Below are 20,419 nucleotides of genomic sequence, written 5' to 3' on the forward strand. Positions count from 1 at the left end.
CACGGCTTCGCTGCGGGAACGTTCGCTTTTTCAGCATCAATCACCGAAAAGCCGCACGGCGGAAATCGCGAGGTTTTCCTCGGTACAACTGGAATTCAACGCGGCCAGTCTCTATAATCTCGCGCAACCTTTTTTCCCCTGAACTATAAAGTAAGCCGCTTCACCAGCCGGCTGGGACACGATTCTATGAGCGAAAAATACGTTGTTACCTGGGATATGCTGCAAATGCACGCACGCAAGCTGGCGCACCGCCTGCTGCCTGCCGACAAATGGACGGGCATCATTGCCGTAAGCCGCGGCGGCCTGGTGCCGGCGGCTCTGCTGGCGCGCGAACTGGGCATCCGCCATGTGGATACCGTCTGCATTTCCAGCTACGACCATGACAACCAACGCGAAATGAAAGTGCTCAAGCGCGCCGAAGGCGACGGTGAAGGCTTCATCGTGGTGGATGATTTGGTGGATACCGGCGGCACCGCGAAAGCGATCCGCGATATGTACCCGAAAGCGCATTTCGTCACCATCTTCGCCAAACCGGCGGGCCGTCCGCTGGTGGACGACTACGTGGTCGACATCCCGCAGGACACCTGGATCGAACAGCCGTGGGATATGGGCGTCAGCTTCGTTCCACCGATCGGCGGCCGCTAAGCCCAGCCAGTTCCAAGTAAACGCCCGGTGATGCCGGGCGTTTGCGTTATTTTGGTTTCTCCCGCCAGAGTTAGGTACACTACCTCCAGTTAAGTAGGCCTTTTGCGGCCTATCGCCAGATTTACGGAGGCTGTTGTTACCATGGCACAGGCCAACCTTTCTGAAATTCTTTTCAAGCCCAAATTCAAACACCCTGAAACCTCGACGCTGGTGCTGCGCGCGCGCAACAAAGTGAGCGCCGCCATGCATTCCGCATTGGAAGGCGACACCACCGGCAGCTGGTACCGCATGCTGAATCCGCTGCTGTGGGCCTGGCGTGGCGTCAGCCCGATCGAAATCCACGAAGTGCTGGCGCGCATCGCCGCCTCGGACGCCGAACGCAGCAATCTGCAGCGGCTGGATACCGTGGTGGGCTACCGCAACGGCAACTGGATCTACGAGTGGATCCATCAGGGCATGCAGTGGCAGCAGCGGGCGACGGAGCAGCAGGATCCGCTGCTCGGCGGCCAATACTGGCTGAAGGCCGCGAGCCTGTACAGCATCGCCGGTTACCCGCACCTGAAGGGCGACGAGCTGGCCGAACAGGCGGAGATGCTCGCCAACCGCGCGTACGAAGAGGCGGCGCTACTGCTGCCGTATCAGTTGAAAGAGCTGGAGTTCCGCATCGAAGGCGGCGCCAGCGTCACCGGCTTCCTGCACATGCCGGAGAAGGGCGAAGCGCCGTTCCCGACGGTGCTGATGTGCGGCAGCCTCGATACGCTGCAGACCGACTATCATCGCCTGTTCCGCGACTACCTGGCGCCGCACGGCATCGCCATGCTGACGCTCGACATGCCGTCGATCGGCTCCTCCTGCAAATGGAAGCTGACGCAGGATTCCAGCTACCTGCACCAGCAGGTGCTGATCCAGCTGGCCTCGGTGCCGTGGGTGGATCATCAGCGGGTGAGCGCCTTCGGCTTCCGCTTCGGCGCCAACGTGGCGGTGCGGTTGGCCTACCTGGAGCCGCAGCGGCTGCGCGGCGTAGCCTGCCTGGGGCCGGTGGTGCATCGCCTGCTGTGCGACAGCAGCACCCAACTGAACGTACCGGACATGTATATGGACGTGCTGGCCAGCCGCATGGGCATGGCCAACGCCTCCGACAACGTGCTGAAGGTGGAGCTGAACAGCTACTCGCTGAAAATGCAGGGGCTGCTGGGGCGCCGTTGCCCGACGCCGATGATCTCCGGCTACTGGGAGCGCGATACGCTCAGCCCGAAAGAGGAGTCGCAGCTGATCGTCACCTCCTCGGTGAGCGGCAAGCTGGTCGCCATCCCACGCACCCCGGTTTACGACAGTTTCCACCGGGCGCTGCTGCAAATGTCCGGCTGGCTGAAGGACAAAATGCGTTAATTAGTTGCTAAATTTTAACAGTTTGTTAAAAAGAGTGGTCTACATTGAGGAGGTTAGAGAATGACGTTACCGAGTGGTCACCCTAAAAGCCGACTAATGAAACGTTTTGCCAGCTTGGGGCCGTACCTGCGTGAAGGGCAATGTGAAAACGACCGTTTTTTCTTTGATTGTTTGGCCGTCTGCGTCAATGTAAAGCCCGCTCCGGAGAAGCGCGAGTTCTGGGGTTGGTGGATGGAGCTGCAGGCGGAAGAGGCGCGCTTCACCTATTCGTACCAATTCGGCCTGTTCGACAAAGAAGGCGACTGGACGGCGCAAAACATTAAGGATGATGAAGTGAACGCCAAGCTGGAAGACACCCTGCGCGACTTCCATCGCCGCCTGGGCGAGCTGCTGGCGACCATGGAACTGGGGCTGGAACCCGCCGACGATTTCAAAGAAAAACTGATCAAACTCTCCGCCTGACCCCGTTTGACCACGTATTGTGCTGATTTCGCGTTGTGCCTGTTGGCATAACGCGTCTCTCCTGTTACAAAGACCTTTGCACTCTTCTTCTCATCATTACACACGGCAGAAATACTATGAACGGCAGCCAGACATTGGTTGTGAAATTGGGCACCAGCGTGTTGACCGGCGGATCGTTGCGTCTGAACCGCGCCCACATCGTCGAATTGGTGCGCCAGTGCGCGCAGCAACACGCCGCGGGCCACCGCATCGTCATCGTCACCTCCGGCGCCATCGCCGCCGGGCGCGAACACCTGGGCTACCCCGAGCTGCCCGCCACTATCGCTTCCAAGCAGCTGCTGGCGGCGGTGGGGCAGAGCCGCCTGATCCAGCTATGGGAACAGCTGTTTTCCATTTACGGCATCCACGTCGGGCAGATGCTGCTGACGCGCGCCGATCTGGAAGACCGCGAGCGCTTCCTCAACGCGCGCGACACCATGACGGCGCTGCTGGACAACCGCATCGTGCCGGTAATCAATGAGAACGACGCCGTCGCCACCGCCGAAATCAAGGTGGGCGACAACGATAACCTGTCGGCGCTGGCGGCCATTCTGGCCGGGGCCGACAAACTGCTGCTGCTGACCGATCAGCAGGGCCTCTACACCGCCGATCCGCGCAACAACCCGCAGGCCGAACTGATCCGTGAAGTGCACGGCATCGATGACGCGCTGCGCGCCATCGCCGGCGACAGCGTCTCCGGCCTGGGCACAGGCGGCATGGGCACCAAGCTGCAGGCGGCCGACGTGGCCTGCCGCGCCGGCATCGACGTGGTGATCGCCGCGGGCAGCAAACCGGGCGTGGTGGCGGACGTGATCGAAGGCAAACCGGTGGGCACCCGTTTCCACGCGTTGGAAACCCCGCTGGAAAACCGCAAACGCTGGATCTTCGGCGCGCCGCCGGCCGGCGAGATCACCGTCGACGATGGCGCGGTGGAAGCGATGATGGCACGCGGCAGCTCGTTGCTGCCGAAGGGCATTCGCGATGTGAAGGGCGACTTCTCGCGCGGCGAAGTGATCCGCATCCGCAACCTGGCGGGGCGCGATCTGGCGCACGGCGTCAGCCGCTACAACAGCGACGCGATGCGCATGATCGCCGGGCACCACTCGCAGGAAATCAGCGAAATCCTCGGTTATGAATACGGTCCGGTGGCAGTGCACCGCGACGATATGATTGTCAGTTAAGGAGTGAGCATGCTGGAGCAGATGGGGAAGGCCGCCAAGCAGGCCTCCTGGCAGCTGGCGGTGCTGAGCACGGCGAAGAAGAATCAGGTGCTGTCGGTGATGGCCGACAGGCTGGAGGCCAACAGCGAAGCGATCTTGTTGGCGAACGAACAAGACATGGCGCAGGCGCGCGCCACCGGCATGAGCGAAGCGCTGCTCGATCGCCTGTTGCTGACCCCGGCGCGGCTGGCGGCGATCGCCAACGACGTGCGCCAGGTGTGCCGCCTGAACGATCCGGTCGGCCACGTGCTGGACGGCAACCTGCTGGACAGCGGGCTGAAGCTGGAGCGCCGCCGGGTGCCGCTCGGCGTGATCGGCGTGATTTACGAGGCGCGGCCCAACGTCACCATCGACGTCGCCAGCCTGTGCCTGAAAACCGGCAACGCGGTGATCCTGCGCGGCGGTAAAGAGACGCATAACACCAACCAGGCGACGGTGAAAGTGATCCAGCAGGCGCTGGAACAGTGCGGCCTGCCGGCGGCGGCGGTGCAGGCGATCGACAGCCCGGATCGCGCGCTGGTGAACGAACTGCTGCGCCTGGATCGCTATGTCGACATGCTGATCCCGCGCGGCGGCGCCGGCCTGCACAAGCTGTGCCGCGAGCAATCGACCATCCCGGTGATCACCGGCGGCATCGGCGTATGCCACACCTACGTGGATGCCGACGTCGATTTCGACAAGGCGCTAACGGTCATTGAAAACGCCAAGATCCAGCGCCCGAGCGCCTGTAACTCGCTGGAAACGCTGCTGGTGAACCGCAGCATCGCCGCCGAGTTCCTGCCGGCGCTGAGCGCCAAAATGGCGGCGGCGGGCGTGACGCTGCACGCGGCGGAAAACGCGCTGCCGCTGCTGCAGGGCGGCCCGGCGACGGTGGTGCCGGTGAACGCGGAGGATTACGACGATGAATGGCTGTCGCTGGATCTGAACGTGTTGCTGGTGGACGATATCGATCAGGCCATCGACCACATCCGCACCCACGGCACCAACCACTCCGACGCGATCCTCACCCGTTCGCTGAGCAGCGCCGAGTACTTCGTGCGCGCGGTGGACTCCTCGGCGGTGTACGTCAACGCCAGCACCCGCTTCACCGACGGCGGCCAGTTCGGCCTGGGCGCGGAAGTGGCGGTGAGCACCCAGAAACTGCACGCCCGCGGCCCGATGGGCCTGGACGCGCTGACCACCTACAAGTGGATTGGCTACGGCGACGATCTGGTGCGCAGCTAAGGCCGGATTGCGGTCATTGCGGTCATAAAGACGTCAGGGCGTAGCGTGCTGCGCCCTGATTGTTAGAAATGCTTCATCGGAAACAATGAGGTTAGAGTTGGATATTTGTTAGATAATTTCTTAACAAATATTATAATTCATATTTATTTAAAAATTAAATAATATTTTTATGTGTAGTTACCTTAGCTAATAAATCGAGCTAGAGTATTAGCTTTGGGACTTTTATTTCCAATCTTGCATAATTATTTCAATTCCAATAATTGCCATACTATTTTCTTTGATTAAAGAATGAAATGGTTTTTTAACGTTAATTGGTGTTTTTTTATTTTTGTGTGATGTTCATCTGATATGCTTATTTTATTTATTGGTATACTCACTATTGTTTGATTCTTAACTTTATTTGCCGGAGTTAAAATGAGGGAAATAACATCTCCTTGCCAGCCCTTACAATTCACCCAAGGGGCGATATTTAATGGGTTGGAAAATTCTGTCGGACAGCAAACCCTTGGGGTTGTTATCACTGCTAGATGTGACATAGAACATCAGAAGGTAAAAAAAATAGTGTGTCTGCCTATATATAAGTTATCAGATTGGATGCTCTATTTAGGGAACGATGAAGTATTTTCAAAAGCAAAGGCTGGGGTTGAAGAACAGTTAAACACCATGCTTTTAAAATATGATTTAAGTTATGGGACATATAAAATATTTGGCATAGAGCATGTTTTGGATGTCTTAGAGAAAAAAGGAGCAAAGAAGGATAAAAGAGATTTGTTAACTAAGGCGCATGAATTTATTCATGGAGGAAATTTAAAAAGTGAATTAAAAAATGTAAAGGAGGCAAATAAAAGATATTTTGAGTCATTGGTTTACAATTCAAAGGCAGATGCTCATTTTTTTGAAAGTTTAATTAGTGATGAAATCGAGGGGTATATTGTAGACCTTAGCGAACCTATCAGTATTCCTATTGGTGTTATGATTGATATCTCCAAAGGATTACATTATCAGAAATATAATAGGAAGAGGAATGAAGGGAGTGATTATAAAAGTATAAAATTGCATGGTTTGGAAACAGCAAGGTTCTTATCAGTAATAAATTCACCATATTTAGAACATCTGCTGCAACGATTTTCACAATTCTATTGTAGAATTGGAACTGAAGATGTTCCTGTCGGAGTTGTTGACATATTAAAGGATTCATATGAAAAGCGCTGATTATGTTGGATTAACAGAGGATGCTGTAAGGGCGGTTATTAGTAATCGTGAGTTGCAGAGTCATGATTTTTTGAAGTCTCAAAACTTAATAAACTTGATGACTGGATGTGGAAGTGATGAGGACGCAAAACAAGTTGGGTTAAAATTTATAAAGAATAAATTCGGATATATTTTGGTTGCTCAGGATGAGGGGTTTTCTTCAGAAAAAAACACTTTGACAATTGACTTTTCCACGTGCAGTTTCTCTGCTGTTAGTGAAGCACTGATCATTTCAGCAATACAAAAGACATTCAGATTTTGTGTGAAATATTGGGGTAATTTGAATTTCAATAACAATGAATATATACCACCTGGTTCTAGTAAAGCTATAATATTCCCATATCCAATGTCATCTGGAAATTCATATAGAATTACCTTGGAAAGGCAACCGAGTGAGAAAAGGTTATCTAAAAGATACACAGGGAAGCATTTGCTAGCTTATCGATTCGGAACTTCAGGAGGTGATGGCACAAAGGAGGATTATCCTACAACTAACTTTAGTAAGTCTATTGAATCTCTTTTTTCACATGACTCTTATGTTATTGAGAAAAAAAAAGACGAGCCTCAGCCTATTTTTTTGTCAACAAGCCTAAAAGACGAAGTTATACAGACAAAATCAATTTTAGGTAGTTCAGATCCTTATAAGAGTCTATCCTCAAAACAATTACTTTTTATCAAAACGGCGTATGATGAACCTGCACGCATAGAGGGGCCTGCCGGTTCGGGAAAAACCATTTGCATGGTTTTGAAAATAATATATTGGCTTAATGATACATTTAATAGGAATTTAAATGTTAAGTTTCTATTTATAGCTCCCAGTCAAGAAATGGTAAATAATGTAAAATACTTCTTGGATGTTTTGGTTGAGGGTACAAAAAGTTATCGTCCTGAGATACTAAAAAATATAGAAGTTAAAACGCTGCAAGAAATATGCACTAAATTTCTAAAGGAAGACATTCATGAAACAGAGCTTCTAGATGAAGATACTTTAGAATCAAAAAATATGCAGCTTTTACATTTGGTTGAGTTGGTATCAGGCTATAAAAATCGATTAAGAGAGTTTAAATCTGGTCTTAGCGAAGAGCTTTATAAATTTTTCGAAATTGAAGACGATTTTCATATTGCAGAGCTTATTAGGCACGAGATTAGTGTGGTGATTAAAGGGCGTTCCGATGAAGACTTTAATATATACAAAGATATAGGTCGACCTGCTTATGGGCTGCCTATAAAAAATATAAATGATAGAAAGTTTGTATTTGAAATTTTTAGTGAATATTCGGAGGTATTAGATAACATATCTCAATTTGATGTCGACGATATAGCTATATCAGCTTTATCAAAATTAGACTCTCCTATATGGCGAAGAAGAAGAAAAAATGATGGATATGATGCTATATTCATTGATGAAGTACATCTTTTTAATATGAATGAGCTCTCCCTTGTTCATTTCTTAACTAAGGATAGTAAAATCTCCCCTATTTCTTATGCTATTGATCTTTCTCAAGCTCTGGGAGATATAGCATGGAATGATAATGATTTTAATAATTCCGTAGGGATAAAAAATGGCACCGAAGAAGTTATTTTAAGTGCAGTGTTCCGTTCTTCTCCCGCAATAACAGATTTGGCTTTCTCAATAACTTCACATGGAGCAAATATATTTACCAATTTTGACAATCCAATAACTGAGTCGCCATATATTTATGATAGTGAGCTAGAGGATAGAATTCCACGCTATTACTTGATAGATGGTTCTCAAAATATATATTTGAAATCTTTCGAGTTGGCGGATGTTGTTAGGGATGAGTTAAAATTAAAAAAACATGAAGTGGCAATAATATTTTTCGATAGATTTACCTATTCAGAGGGGGTTTCTTTTGCGACGGAAACAAGGAAAAGGTTTGTTGAAATAACAAAGAGAGGGGATTTATCTAGTGTTGCGCAAGCAGAAAAAATTTCTTCTTACATTTTGACAATGGCAGATTATGTTGGAGGACTAGAATTTGAGGCCGTAATACTAGTTGGTGTAGATAAAGGTAGAATTCCAGATGATGCAAAGGCAAACTCTAGCGCTACAAAAATGTATCAGAATTATGTTGCTCATAACAGATTATATGTGTCTGTTACAAGGGCAAGAAAAGATGTTGTCATTCTCGGTGAAGCTATAAGGGGGGCTAGTGACGTGCTTGAAAGTGCTATAACCAACAAAAAAATAGAACTAACAAAGTAAAGATGTTCTATGGCATGCGGCTTACCATGAATAATAAGAAGCCGCATTGATTTAATATGAAAGGGTTTTTATCTAGTATTGTGATGGCATTTTTTAAATGCAATGATTTTTAGCTGTAATTATTTTTTAATTTTTTATGGTCTGACATGGCTATTTTATATGGTTGAAATTAGTTTATTTTGATTTAATATTAGTTGAATCCCCCCATAGGGGAAATCAATGTAATTAATAAAATATTTCGTTCTATATATTGAAAGAAGGAATGTTTGATGCTCTAGAATAGGTGTTTGCAAAACAACCAAACGCTACGGCGACTATTGACTCGTTCCGCGCATAGGTCTACCTTGTTCAACGCACTTCCGGCTTGCCCCGCAGGCCCGGCTCGATGCCGATATAGCTCAGTTGGTAGAGCAGCGCATTCGTAATGCGAAGGTCGTAGGTTCGACTCCTATTATCGGCACCATTCAAGCATCTCTCAAAGTCTACTCAAGTCCTCTAGAACCCTATATACTCTAGCTTTACGCCCTTTCTCATTATTTTGAGGTCTAGCGAAGTACCCCTTAATCTACATCATTTTGGGGGTATATCCGGGGGTATATGCTGTTCGGTCTAAAGGAGATACCCCCAATGAAGCTAAACGCTCGACAGGTAGAGACCGCTAAGCCAAAGGATAAGCCATACAAGATGGCTGATGGCGGTGGGCTTTATCTGCTTGTTAACCCCAATGGTGCTCGCTACTGGCGCTTAAAATACCGTGTAGATGGCAAAGAGAAACTCTTGGCGCTGGGCGTTTATCCTGCCGTTACCCTTGCTGATGCTCGCTAAAAACGTGATGAGGCGAAAAGGGGTATCGCTGGGGGTATCGATCCGGGGGTATCTAAGCGAGAGAAAAAAATCACTCGGGCTCTGGCAGTAAAAAACACATTCAGAGAAATTGCTTTGGAATGGCATGAAAGCAGGCTTAAGAAATGGTCTGCTGGATATGCCTCTGACATCCTTGAGGCTTTCAACAAAGACATCTTTCCTTTTATCGGCGATAGAGCTATCTCAGAAATTAAACCTCTGGAACTATTGCAGGTTTTGAGGAAAATGGAGGCCAGGGGAGCAACAGAAAAAGCCAAAAAAGTACGCCAACGCTGCGGTGAAGTTTTTCGCTATGCCATAGTAACGGGGCGCGCTGAGTATAATCCCGCCCCTGACCTAAGCATTGCGATGCAAGGCCACCAGTCCAAGCATCACCCCTTTTTGTCTGCTACAGAACTGCCAGCTTTCTTCAACGCTCTATCGCAATATTCAGGTAGTGAGCTGGTGGTGCTTGCCGCGCATTTGCTAATACTGACGGGGGTTAGAACAGGTGAGCTTCGAGCATCCAGATGGGAAGAGTTCGATCTCAACGGCGAAACTTGGGAAATACCTGCAGAACGAATGAAAATGCGCCGTCCGCATATTGTCCCTTTGTCAAAACAAGCTATCGCAGTGCTCTCTCGCGTCCATGAACTTACTGGCCGATATCCTTTGGTCTTCCCTGGACGTAATGACCCACGTAAGACAATGAGTGAAGCCAGTATTAATCAAGTATTCAAGCGTATTGGTTATCAGGGCAGAGTCACTGGCCATGGATTCCGCCATACCATGAGTACGATCCTGCACGAAAAAGGTTTCAACACAGCATGGATTGAAACACAGCTGGCGCACATAGATAAGAATGCTATCCGCGGTACATACAACCACGCTCAGTATCTTGAAGGACGTAGAGAAATGCTTCAGTGGTATGCAGATCGTCTTGAGGAATGGACGTCGTATTGAGCCTATTTATATGAGGTTCTCATCTAGCTAGGTAGATGCGGACTAGAAAATTTTTAAGCGAGGTTATAATGCCATTACCACTAAGAAAATATTATTCACTTGAAAAAGCCGCACTGAATGCAGGTTGTGACATTGATGATTTAATACATTATGCAGTTATTGGGCTACTGCAACTATGCGTGAAGATCCCACCTTTAGGATGTGGTTTTAATTGTGAGGATGCTCATATCGGGCCTGACTCAGTTTTTGATGGGAATTCCTATTCGCATATGGGGGGTAATGCTGACGAAGTGAGCAATGGTATCCTGTTGGAGTACTCATCTAGTTATACCTCTTGTAAAGAATTAGCCTTTGTTAAGCATGGAGTAAAAGCAACTGCACACCTAAGTGGTTTGGTAGCTTTCTCTCAAAAGGATATTGAATACTATGAAAGTGATTTAATTTCAGAATATGGTTCTTTATCTACAGATTTTCTCCTTTTTCCGCGTTCGGAAAACATAGTTGCGACTAGTGGTTATAGTGTTCGTGGTTTCAATTTGGATGTGCAATATGAGTTTAATAAATCTGATTTTTTGATTTCTAATTATGAACTAAATCTCTTAAAGGAAGGGGGGATGAGCCTTATCGAAGTTAATGGGCACTCCTTTGAACAACCTAAGAGCTTTAACAAGCAGCGAGCAAAAGGATTTCTATCTTTCTTGATCGCTGCCAACCCTAAATTAGGTGTCAATGTTGCTAATTCGTCTGTAAACCATATAGTTGAATCTTTGGAAAAGTTATGGGCTGAAAGTAGCGCTAAAGACAGTGCCTTAAAGAATTTCCTAAATGATTACAAGACAATAGATAGGAAAACATTAAATAAATATTTAGAAATTTTCAATGATTAATCTCCTTGGGATTCCCAGTAAATTACTGGGAATCCCACTTTAAGCAAACATTTACCGCTAGTATCTCTAATTATTGTTAAGTCTATTGGCTTCTAAACTGTGATTGGAGAAAACATGTCTGAAAATCTCATTAGGCTTCCAGAGGTACAACGTAGAACTGGATATTCTAAGGCATGGCTGTATCGCCTCATGGCTGACAAGCGTTTCCCTGCATCGATCAAAATTGGCTCTCGTGCAATAGCCTTTATTGAAAGTGAAGTTGATGAGTGGATAAACGAGCGCATAGAAGCATCGCGCAAGGGGGCAAGCTAAAAATACACCCCCACAGGAATTTCTTGCGAGCACTTGCGTTAACTATCCCTCAGAATTGGTTTGTCGCGATAGCTCACTAACACTTTCGATACAGGTAAAAATCATGAAAAAAAATCATGCCCATTTTGGGCAGGGCTTCGCTCACGCTAAAAACGATGAACAGCAGAACTTCGCAGAAATGATCCCGGTTATTACAGGGGTTATCGGACGTCATGCCTCTGATATTGTGAACGCTAGAACATTGCATTCAGCTTTAGGGGTAAGGCGAGATTTTACCAATTGGATTAAAGGTCGAATTGCTGAGTACGGTTTTACTGAGGGAATTGATTTTGAGGTTGTAGAAAGTTTGAGCTCGCCAAATTCGGCGAGCTCAAAATCTCGCCAGCAAATTATGTATGAGTATTTGATCACCCTGCATATGGGGAAAGAGTTGTCTATGGTTGAACGCACGGAACAGGGGCGAGCCATACGGCACTACTTCATAAAATGTGAGGAAGAACTACGCAGGAGAGCTCCGGAAAAGGCCGCAGCACTGCGCCGGGAGTTAAAAGCCCGTATTACCGTCGCAAGTTACTTCAAACCAATGTGCGCGGCGCTGGAGGCTTACCGTGCTGACCAGGGTAAAACCACCTTGCAACACCATTACACCACCGAATCAAACATGTTGGCGCGTATCGTACTGGGCGGTATGACAGCCAAACAGTGGGCGAAAGTGAACGGTATTGCTGGTGAGCCTCGTGACAGTATGAATACGGCTCAGCTTGAGCACCTCTCATACCTCGAGCAGACCAACATCACTTTACTGGAACTGGGGAAGGATTACCCACAACGCAAAGCGGAGCTGCTGCGTCTTTCTCAGCGTTGGCTGTCCCGTCGCATGGAGGTCAGTTATGCGTAATTCCATCACTGTACAAAACAGCCGTATGCCGCTGGTGGAGTATCAAGGGCAAAGAGTGGTCAAGTTCGCTATGGTGGATAAAGCCCACCAGCGACCTAAAGGAACTGTTGCGGCTGCAATTCGTCGTCTTCGTATCCGCTTGTTTTGATGAATTCATGGTTCTTCGTGAATGTGAAAAAAACGGGTTTAGCTGATTTTTAATAATCAATATGGAGCCAGGCTTCATACGGGTCTTGGAAAACTACTCTGGGGCTATAAAAGCTGAACCGGCTGCAGGCTGCGGTTTCAGCAGGAATGTATCTGATTTCGATTAATCAACCCGTCATGTTGAGACATGGTATTTTTTTCAGACACAGCAGGCAGGTATCTGTTCGTTGGTGTGATAGCAAAATTTTAGCGGAGTAAAAAGTGACAAAGAAAAAATATGGCCTTTCTGGTCAGGGCCAAACTCAGCCCAAAATCAGCCCTGATGATATTTCAGTAATCAACTTTGAGGGTGTAAAAGTCCGCATTGTTAAGAGCAATGGCGAACCCTGGTTCATTGTTAAGGATGTCTGTGCGGCGCTGGAAATCGCCGATCATCTGGTACCTTTGCGCCGTCTGGGCGCACAGGAAAAGGGGGAGTATTCAATACCTACCCTTGGAGGTATTCAGCGGATGATTGCCGTTTCTGAGTCTGGTTTTTACAAATTGATTGCCCGAAGCCGAAAGGCCTCGACAGAGGGCTCGGCGGCATTCCGATTCAGCGAGTGGGTATTCGGTGAGGTAATACCTTCGATCCGTAAAACTGGCTCCTATGGTGTGCCGTTCGCGTTCCTGAACGATTTCAGCAAGCGTATGGCGGCGTACCAGCATGAGGCCAGTAAACGCGGGTACAAGTTGCAACGTTGCAAGGAGGTAAAACAGGCGCTGGAGAGCGAAGAAGCAGAATTATGGCGCAAGTATCAGCCTGATTTTCTGGGGGACGTAAGCGATGAATAACGTTTCAATCAAAGGCGCTAAAATTACGGCGTGTTGCATCGAGCAGATTCCTTTTGCCTGGTACGTTAAACATACCAGCAAAATGACGGCCTTTGATATCGCCAATAAAAAGGGCGAGGTTCGCGGCCTCGCCCTTGGGTACCAAGCGGATCAATCTTCTGACGTATCTGCTTTCTTACGGCGCTGTCTGCGCTTAATTTCACCTTCTAATGAGGCAACAATAAATTGCGCAGTGCTTTCGCCAGGTTCTTTCAATGCTTCCATCTCTTCAATCAACTCGTGTGGTGCGCGAGCTTGTAATTTTTGGGATTTCGCATTCTTTGTACCCGTTGCCATTACTGACTCTCCTTGCAATAGGTGGAGTACAGTATACGCATTTCAGACACACTGTAAATCGTTGACGTGGACTCCACCTTTAATCTATAGTGGAGTCCACCTTGCGTATTGTAAGGTTTTAAGTAGCGACGCCCCGAAGTGCGGGAACACTATCGAGGCGTCTTACCACGACGTTAACGGAGATAACGCTATGGCTGTGCCGCAGTGTACCAAAACTCACCCTAAATTTACATGGCGCTTTCTGGCGCTTGGCCTCTCAACCCGTGAAATCCTGTCTGTGGATGCCTCTACTGAGCGAGAGGCTCGGGAGCTAACCCCTTCAGGCTGCGTGATCATCTTCATGGCACGTACAAGGCTGGTGGAGGTGCATCATGCTAGCAACTAAATACGTTCAGGCTGAGAAATTCAGTGGCCGTGTGCTGGTAACGTTTGAGAACGGCGAGATCATCCGTGAACAGGCTGTTCGCTCTGACGAACATCTGGCAACCCTTGAGGGATTTATTGAAACCGCACGTCTGGCTGGTTTTACGGTTATTCCCCCTGCAGCCGTAAGCGAGTAACACCATGAAGAAAATTAAATCCGGATTAAGTTCCGGGGGCAAAACTCAGCCTGAGATCAGACCTGGCGATAAATGGAAAGACAAGCATGGCTCTGTCGTTACTGTTTCTGAATTTGCCCGGAACAGGGTGATTTATTACCGGGAGGGTTACTCCTCCCCATGTATCTGCTCACCGGAAAGGTTGAGGCGTGACTTTCGGCTGGTTGCCAAAGCTCCACCAGCGCAAAGCAGTGATTTGAGCAGAGTCACGAGCGTTACGGGGGCAGAGAGGATCAGGGTTGTACGGGAAATTATTCAGGAACGGGGAAAGCAAAAATGAAAAATGCACCGAATTTAAAGCACCTGCCAAAAGATAAATTTATTGAGGCGGTCATTTTTGCAGGGGCTGATGCCTATGCACATGCCAAAGGGTGGGAAGAAGGCCTGGGTAAGCAAATTGCTCATGACACCACACCACCGATTTATCTGGGCAGTAAGCAACTGGCTGAACTGCATAACCTGAATATCGTTGATCAGGGTCGCCGCTGCGTGCGTGTCTATCTTGCGGGCGATATTAAACCGATTCTAATTAATGCTATTGGCGAAAAACTCGCAATAGCAGGAGTTCAGGACGCGAAACTTTATAAGGGCATTCCTGACCAGAATCCTGAAAACTGGCGTGAATACCTTGAGCGCATACGTGAAGCAAAAGAGGTTCTGGAGGTGGGGATTCTGGAGCACCTGCCAGCTAATACGGAGAGCCTTAAAGACCCGTTAAAGCCTCATGTATCGAGCCGCAAAGATGGTATTTACTGGGTAGAGCCAAAAACAGACCGTGATACAGGTGAAGTGTTCAACCGCGAGAGCTGGCTGTGCTCCCCGCTTGATGTGATCGGCATTGGTACGGATGGTACCGAGCGTTTCCTGATATTGCGTTGGTTGGCGCAGGGCGCATCGACTGAAACCACACAGGCCATTCCCCTGGCTGATATCGGTGAGCGGGAGGGCTGGCGCAAGTTAAAAGCGGGCGGCGTTAACGTGACCACCAAAACAGGCCTCCGTGCAACTCTGGCTGACTGGCTGCAGCGTTCCGGCAACGGTGACGTATGGCAGGTTTCACACGCCACGGGCTGGCAGCATGGCGCTTATATCATGCCTGACGGTGAAATCATCGGGACACCTGCAGCGCCTGTTCTGTTTAACGGCCGCAGTTCTGCTGCAGCCGGCTACACGGTAAAAGGCTCTGCAGAGGGCTGGCGTGAAAGCATCGGGCGTTTAGCCGCGGGGAATTATTCCATGATGACGGGTATCGCTGCAGCGCTGGCCGCGCCGCTAATCGGGCTGGTGGAGGCTGACGGGTTCGGGCTGCATTTCTACGAGCAGTCGAGTGCAGGTAAAACCACGACCGCCAACGTTGCCGCCAGTCTGTACGGAAATCCTGACCTGTTGCGCCTGACGTGGTACGGGACGGCGTTGGGGCTGGCAAACGAAGCAGCGGCCCACAATGACGCGCTGATGCCTCTGGATGAAATCGGGCAGGGTGCTGACCCTGTGGAGGTCTATAAGTCGGCCTACGCCCTGTTTAACGGCACGGGCAAGCTGCAGGGCGCAAAGGAAGGCGGAAACCGTGAATTGAAGCGCTGGCGAACTATCGCTATCAGTACGGGGGAGGTGGATTTAGAAACCTTCATTGCCGGAGCGGGGCGCAAGGCCAAAGCGGGGCAACTGGTGCGCCTTCTGAATATTCCGCTGAGCAAGGCCATTCATTTTCAGGAATACCAGAACGGGAAGCAGCACGCCGACGCGCTGAAGGATGCCTGGCAGCACCAGCACGGCGCTGCAGGGCGTGAATGGGTGAAATGGCTGGCTGACCACCAGCAGGAAGCGAAAGACGCTGTGCGGGCGGCAGAGGCTCGCTGGCGCAGTCTTATTCCTGCCGACTATGGGGAACAGGTTCACCGTGTAGGCGCGCGGTTTGCGATTCTTGAGGCGGCGCTGGTGCTGGGGGAAATGATAACCGGATGGGACACACAGACCAGCCGTGACGCGATACAGCACAGCTTTAATGCCTGGGTACGCGAGTTCGGTACCGGAAACAAGGAATACCAGCAGGTCATTGAACAGTGCGAAGCCTTTCTCAACGCGTACGGCATGAGCCGTTTTGCTCCGCTGGATTATGATCCGCGTGATCTGCCGATTCACGAACTGTACGGCTACAGGGATAAAGGAGCTGACTTTGACGAACCGGTTCTGTTTTATGTCCTGCCAGCGCCATTCAAGAATGAAGTAGCCAAGGGCTTTAATAAGGACACGGTCGCAAGAATTCTCAGTGAGTCGGGGATGCTGAAAAAGCCTGCCCACGGGAAAGGGTGGCAGGTTAAAACGCCGCGGTTAAAGCATCTCAATAATGCTCAGCCATGGACTTATGTTTTGCTGTTTGCCCCTGAACTGGCTGAAGAAAAAACGCAGTAACGAAGTGCTTATTAGTTGCCTCAGTTGCCTCAGAGCTTGTTGGATTTTCTAACTAGCTAATATATATGGTTTTTTACAAAGATTATTGAGGCAACTCTGAGGCAATTACTACCCTGTTTGAGGCAAATAAGGCGTGTTTTGAGGCAACTTACAGACTGAGGCAACCGGATTTCAGCGCAAGTTGCCTCAAATCGACCATGAGTTGCCTCAACTTTGAAAATTAAACATCTAAAAATCAATTGGTTGTGGTTTTTGAGGCAATGAGGCAACTGAGGCAACCACTTTTTGTATATCTATACGCGCTATTCCTGGCACCGAAAACAAATGCAGGGTCAGGACAAAGATTCACACGCGAGGCATAAAACAGTTAGCCCAGTTAGACCAGAGTGCTGGTGAACTAATTAACTCATTGTTATTTATATAAACCTTATCCAAAAGCTGGTCTAACTCTGGGCTAAATATTGGTGTGTTTGGGCTAAATATTCAGGTTTCTGGGCTAACTAATCTTCAGAGCAGGGCTGGTCCAACCCAAAAATCCGCAAATTTAGCCCAAACCCCTAAACAGTTAGCCCAAAAAAAAACAGAGTGCATTCAGTTAAATCAACAAGTTAAGTGCGTTGGGCTAAATGGTCCAACTGGGCTGACTACTTTTCTGTGTATATAACGAATTTTTCAGGAGTGGAAATGAGCGATCGTTCAAACGTGATAGATGAATTATTGATGTCCCTGAAGCTGGAAACTGATGCCAGCTCTTTCAGAAAGGCCAGTGACACGATTAACGGGATAAAAAGTAGCATGCTCCAGCTTGCTGCAGCGACCGGAACGGGGATGGGGTTCAAGGCGGTTACCAGTGATCTGGCGGATACTGTACAGGGCATGATGAATCTCTCACGCAATACCGGCCTTGCGGTAGAGAAAATAAGGGCGCTAAAGCATTCATTCGCCATGCTGACCGGAAACGGGAATGACGCTATCGGGTTTATCCAGAAGATGAAGCAGCTGCAGTTCGCGATTGACAGCCATACCCTGAATGAGAAAGCGTACATCAGCGGAGCATTTTCACCTGAAAAATTCAACGCCGAGTATAAACGTGATCCTTTGGCTGCAGTTCGCTATTACCTGGATGCTGTAAACAGGGAGCAGGATCAAACCCTGCGTCAGCAGTTAATTAATTCGACAATCGGACAGGATGAAAAATCACAGGCGTTTCTGAATGCTGGTGTTCAACACCTGGATAAATCCATGCAGTCCTGGGCGCAGGTCGGCAGGAATATGCCTGAAAATCTGGATGCAGATACCGAACTGTTTATTCAGCGTATGGGGATGCTGCAAACCCAGTTCGGGCAACTGGCCGAAAGTATAGGCTCCGACCTTTACCCGGTGATTAACGATGTACTGGGTATCATTTCTGATTTTATAAGGGATAACCCGGGGGCATCCAAGGCGCTGGCTTACGGCACAATGGCTGGTGGTACGCTTGGGGCTGCGGCGTTGCTGAAAGGCTTATTCACCCGCGGGGCAGCAATTAAGTTTTCCGGTGGCGGTTCCGCGGCGGCGGCTGCAGGAGGAAGTGCATTAGGAATGGTCCCCCAGCTGGCTCTTGCTGCAGGTACGGCTTACATGACTGAACCCTTGCTGGATAGTGCACTGAATACTGCCTTTGGGAACTTTGATTACTTCCAGCGTTTGCGTACTGCCCAGACGTGGGGAGATTTCGGCGATGCTCTCATGGGTAAGGGGGATGCACACTGGGACGGAGGAAAATGGGTTGATAATCGTGGCGGCTTGCCTGGTATCACAGGACAGGTTAACGGTGGTACTTCGCTCCCGCGGGGGATCCGTAACAATAATCCTGGCAATCTTAATTTTGCGGGTCAGCGTGGCGCTTCGCTGGAAGGTGGCCCCGGGGGAAGGTTTGCCACTTTTGATTCTATGGACGAGGGCGTAGCGGCACTTCATCGCCAGCTGGGGCTCTATCTTCAACGCGGGAAAAATACCATATCCTCCATCGTGAAGACCTACGCCCCGTCATCTGATGGCAACAACGTTGGAGCATACATTCAGGCGCTGTCGAAAAAAACAGGCTTAGATCCTAATGCGGTGATATCTGCAGGCGATACCCAGACGATGGTTAATCTCATGAAGGGGATTATCGATCATGAGAACGGGGGCAATTATCTTTCCAAAGGTGACATATCACGCGTCATAAGCGGCGGGATGAATTACGACCCCGTGCAGTACCTCAGTGGCTATGGTGCTCCTGTTGTTTCATCCACCAGCAGCCACACTGGGGGAACCATTAACCAGACAAACCACTACAACATAACCGCTGGCGGCGTGGATGCAGACGGGCTGGTAAGGCGTATCAAGCAGGAACAGTCGGAGGACATTCATCAGGCGTTGAATATGACCAAGACTGATAAATTCTAATACGTCTAACTTCCTGATAGGATTAATCCGAATACTTTCAATTGGGATAGGGATATGAAGAAAACTTTGATTGCGACATTAGTGGGCATAACGATGTTAACCGGGTGTGGGCCACAACAGTTAACCCCGGAACAAAAACAGGAAGTTGCGGCTCTTAAGACTGAGCTATCACAGACTGAGGGCGAAATCTCAGCAGCGAAAGAAGTTGATCAACAATTTTCTGGTGGGCTGATCAAGAATTTAACCACCGCAAGACTGGAAGTTTTGGGAACGAATAAGGCTCTTTTAGAACAGCGTATAAATGCTATTGAGTCCGGTGCCAAAATTGATGTAGTTGTCTCTGGTACCAAGCCAGACCCTGAGCTTGCGGCCTCTATTAAAACAGAGATCGATAATCTGACTGTTAAAATCAACGAAGCTAAAGCAGATGCCAGCCAGTACACTGGTGGTTTGATTCAGGTACTGAAACTATCAGCCGTTGCCACTGAAGAGCAAAGCATGGCTATGCTTCAGCAAAAATATCTTACCGCTAAGTATGGGCTCGCTGAAGTTAAGTTAGCACCTGTTGAGAATAATGCAGCAACCGCCAGCGGCAAGAAGGAAGCAACTGCTAAAACTACTCAAGAACAACCCCCACTGTTGCCACCTGCTGAAGGCCCGTTTGGTCTTGAGGCTGGTCTGACTCAGAAAAATATCGAAGATATGATCGGGGCAAAGTTAAAACCCCTACCAGACAGCGTGAATCTCTATACTTCCGATAAACTACCAAAGCAAAACGCAGATTTTGAAATGTATGGTTTGTTGATCTCGCCTAAAGCTGGCTTATGTCAAATACGGGCTCTAGGAAAAAATATTGATACTGATAGCTATGGGTTGGCTCTTAAATCCAAGTTTGAGGAATTGAGTAATTCTCTAAGTTCACTGTATGGAAAGGCTGAAACTACAGACCTTTTGCTGGCAGGTTCAATCTGGAAAGAGCCTCAGGACTGGATGATGGGGCTAAACAAAAAAGAGCGCTTCTTATCTGCAACCTGGAAGGGAGCAAAAGAAACGCCGCTAAAAAATAATATTGACACTATCTCTATTGAAGCCAGAGCTAACAGCTCTTCTAAAGGATATGTCTACCTCCAGTACTCATTTACAAATGATGATGTGTGTCAGGCAGAGATCGAGGGTGCAAAAAAAAGCTCTCTTTAATCATCTTAGATTAAGCCCCTTAGCAAGGGGCTTTTGTTGGAGTTATAATTAATAATGTTGTGTTAATGGAGGGGTTATGAATTCCCGCGATGAAGCTGGTTCGT

The 20,419-nt window shown here is 48.8% G+C and carries 19 protein-coding genes, 1 tRNA gene and 1 pseudogene; 20 read left to right on the forward strand and 1 reads right to left on the reverse strand.

Annotated features, from left to right (window positions below; genetic code table 11):
• The first annotated feature begins 186 nt into the window (after positions 1 to 186).
• The 14 genes and pseudogenes from gpt to ACJ8MK_RS23980 all read left to right on the forward strand — a co-directional run bounded on the left by gpt (position 187) and on the right by ACJ8MK_RS23980 (position 13,341).
• Positions 187 to 645, forward strand: a complete 459-nt coding sequence (gpt, locus tag ACJ8MK_RS23915) for a xanthine phosphoribosyltransferase (RefSeq protein ID WP_033637215.1) — start codon at positions 187 to 189, stop codon at positions 643 to 645.
• 141 nt (positions 646 to 786) lie between these two features.
• On the forward strand, positions 787 to 2,034 hold the full coding sequence (gene frsA / locus ACJ8MK_RS23920) for an esterase FrsA (RefSeq protein WP_442518091.1): 1,248 nt from the start codon (positions 787 to 789) through the stop codon (positions 2,032 to 2,034).
• A 60-nt stretch (positions 2,035 to 2,094) separates the two neighbouring features.
• Positions 2,095 to 2,496 carry a sigma factor-binding protein Crl gene (gene crl, locus ACJ8MK_RS23925; protein WP_004930258.1) on the forward strand — a complete coding sequence of 134 codons (402 nt, stop codon included), beginning with the start codon at positions 2,095 to 2,097 and terminating at the stop codon, positions 2,494 to 2,496.
• A 116-nt stretch (positions 2,497 to 2,612) separates the two neighbouring features.
• Complete coding sequence (gene proB, locus ACJ8MK_RS23930; protein WP_033637217.1) at positions 2,613 to 3,716, forward strand: glutamate 5-kinase; 1,104 nt, start codon at positions 2,613 to 2,615, stop codon at positions 3,714 to 3,716.
• A gap of 9 nt (positions 3,717 to 3,725) precedes the next feature.
• Positions 3,726 to 4,979 carry a glutamate-5-semialdehyde dehydrogenase gene (gene proA / locus ACJ8MK_RS23935; RefSeq protein ID WP_060422182.1) on the forward strand — a complete coding sequence of 418 codons (1,254 nt, stop codon included), beginning with the start codon at positions 3,726 to 3,728 and terminating at the stop codon, positions 4,977 to 4,979.
• A 414-nt stretch (positions 4,980 to 5,393) separates the two neighbouring features.
• Complete coding sequence (locus ACJ8MK_RS23940) at positions 5,394 to 6,191, forward strand: hypothetical protein (RefSeq protein WP_442518092.1); 798 nt, start codon at positions 5,394 to 5,396, stop codon at positions 6,189 to 6,191.
• Positions 6,178 to 8,457, forward strand: coding sequence for a UvrD-helicase domain-containing protein (locus ACJ8MK_RS23945; protein ID WP_442518093.1), 2,280 nt, complete (start codon positions 6,178 to 6,180; stop codon positions 8,455 to 8,457). The genes ACJ8MK_RS23940 and ACJ8MK_RS23945 overlap by 14 nt, the downstream gene beginning before the upstream one ends.
• A 387-nt stretch (positions 8,458 to 8,844) precedes the next feature.
• A tRNA-Thr gene (locus tag ACJ8MK_RS23950) sits at positions 8,845 to 8,920 on the forward strand.
• A 164-nt stretch (positions 8,921 to 9,084) separates the two neighbouring features.
• Positions 9,085 to 10,263 (forward strand): annotated as a pseudogene (locus ACJ8MK_RS23955) (tyrosine-type recombinase/integrase).
• A 68-nt stretch (positions 10,264 to 10,331) separates the two neighbouring features.
• The gene (locus ACJ8MK_RS23960; RefSeq protein ID WP_442518094.1) at positions 10,332 to 11,150 is read left to right on the forward strand and encodes a hypothetical protein; all 819 of its coding nucleotides are present in this window, start codon (positions 10,332 to 10,334) and stop codon (positions 11,148 to 11,150) included.
• Between the two features lie 114 nt (positions 11,151 to 11,264).
• On the forward strand, positions 11,265 to 11,462 hold the full coding sequence (locus ACJ8MK_RS23965) for a helix-turn-helix transcriptional regulator (protein WP_442518095.1): 198 nt from the start codon (positions 11,265 to 11,267) through the stop codon (positions 11,460 to 11,462).
• A 103-nt stretch (positions 11,463 to 11,565) separates the two neighbouring features.
• Positions 11,566 to 12,360, forward strand: coding sequence for an antA/AntB antirepressor family protein (locus tag ACJ8MK_RS23970; protein WP_442518096.1), 795 nt, complete (start codon positions 11,566 to 11,568; stop codon positions 12,358 to 12,360).
• On the forward strand, positions 12,353 to 12,508 hold the full coding sequence (locus ACJ8MK_RS23975) for a hypothetical protein (protein WP_442518097.1): 156 nt from the start codon (positions 12,353 to 12,355) through the stop codon (positions 12,506 to 12,508). Before ACJ8MK_RS23970 ends, ACJ8MK_RS23975 begins: the two co-directional genes overlap by 8 nt.
• Before the next feature lie 311 nt (positions 12,509 to 12,819).
• The gene (locus ACJ8MK_RS23980; RefSeq protein ID WP_442518103.1) at positions 12,820 to 13,341 is read left to right on the forward strand and encodes a BRO-N domain-containing protein; all 522 of its coding nucleotides are present in this window, start codon (positions 12,820 to 12,822) and stop codon (positions 13,339 to 13,341) included.
• Positions 13,342 to 13,491: 150 nt separating this feature from the next.
• Here the strand turns inward: ACJ8MK_RS23980 and ACJ8MK_RS23985 are convergent, their stop codons facing one another.
• Positions 13,492 to 13,677, reverse strand: a complete 186-nt coding sequence (locus ACJ8MK_RS23985) for a YlcI/YnfO family protein (RefSeq protein ID WP_045134685.1) — start codon at positions 13,675 to 13,677, stop codon at positions 13,492 to 13,494.
• A 190-nt stretch (positions 13,678 to 13,867) separates the two neighbouring features.
• Between ACJ8MK_RS23985 and ACJ8MK_RS23990 the strand changes: the two genes are divergently transcribed.
• From ACJ8MK_RS23990 to ACJ8MK_RS24015, 6 genes are all read left to right on the forward strand, one after another.
• Positions 13,868 to 14,062, forward strand: coding sequence for a host cell division inhibitor Icd-like protein (locus tag ACJ8MK_RS23990; protein WP_442518098.1), 195 nt, complete (start codon positions 13,868 to 13,870; stop codon positions 14,060 to 14,062).
• Positions 14,049 to 14,237 carry a hypothetical protein gene (locus tag ACJ8MK_RS23995; RefSeq protein ID WP_196354537.1) on the forward strand — a complete coding sequence of 63 codons (189 nt, stop codon included), beginning with the start codon at positions 14,049 to 14,051 and terminating at the stop codon, positions 14,235 to 14,237. The genes ACJ8MK_RS23990 and ACJ8MK_RS23995 overlap by 14 nt, the downstream gene beginning before the upstream one ends.
• A 4-nt stretch (positions 14,238 to 14,241) precedes the next feature.
• A complete protein-coding gene (locus tag ACJ8MK_RS24000; protein WP_442518099.1) occupies positions 14,242 to 14,556 on the forward strand; it encodes a DUF4222 domain-containing protein in 315 nt (104 codons plus the stop codon).
• Positions 14,553 to 16,688, forward strand: a complete 2,136-nt coding sequence (locus ACJ8MK_RS24005) for a DUF927 domain-containing protein (RefSeq protein ID WP_442518100.1) — start codon at positions 14,553 to 14,555, stop codon at positions 16,686 to 16,688. The genes ACJ8MK_RS24000 and ACJ8MK_RS24005 overlap by 4 nt, the downstream gene beginning before the upstream one ends.
• Before the next feature lie 684 nt (positions 16,689 to 17,372).
• Entirely contained in the window at positions 17,373 to 19,118 is a 1,746-nt protein-coding gene (locus tag ACJ8MK_RS24010) for a hypothetical protein (RefSeq protein WP_442518101.1), read from the forward strand.
• A 54-nt stretch (positions 19,119 to 19,172) separates the two neighbouring features.
• Positions 19,173 to 20,315 carry a hypothetical protein gene (locus tag ACJ8MK_RS24015; protein WP_442518102.1) on the forward strand — a complete coding sequence of 381 codons (1,143 nt, stop codon included), beginning with the start codon at positions 19,173 to 19,175 and terminating at the stop codon, positions 20,313 to 20,315.
• Positions 20,316 to 20,419: the final 104 nt, after the last annotated feature.

Source organism: Serratia sp. CY38905 (assembly GCF_052168875.1).
In the GTDB taxonomy this organism is placed as follows: domain Bacteria; phylum Pseudomonadota; class Gammaproteobacteria; order Enterobacterales; family Enterobacteriaceae; genus Serratia; species Serratia sarumanii.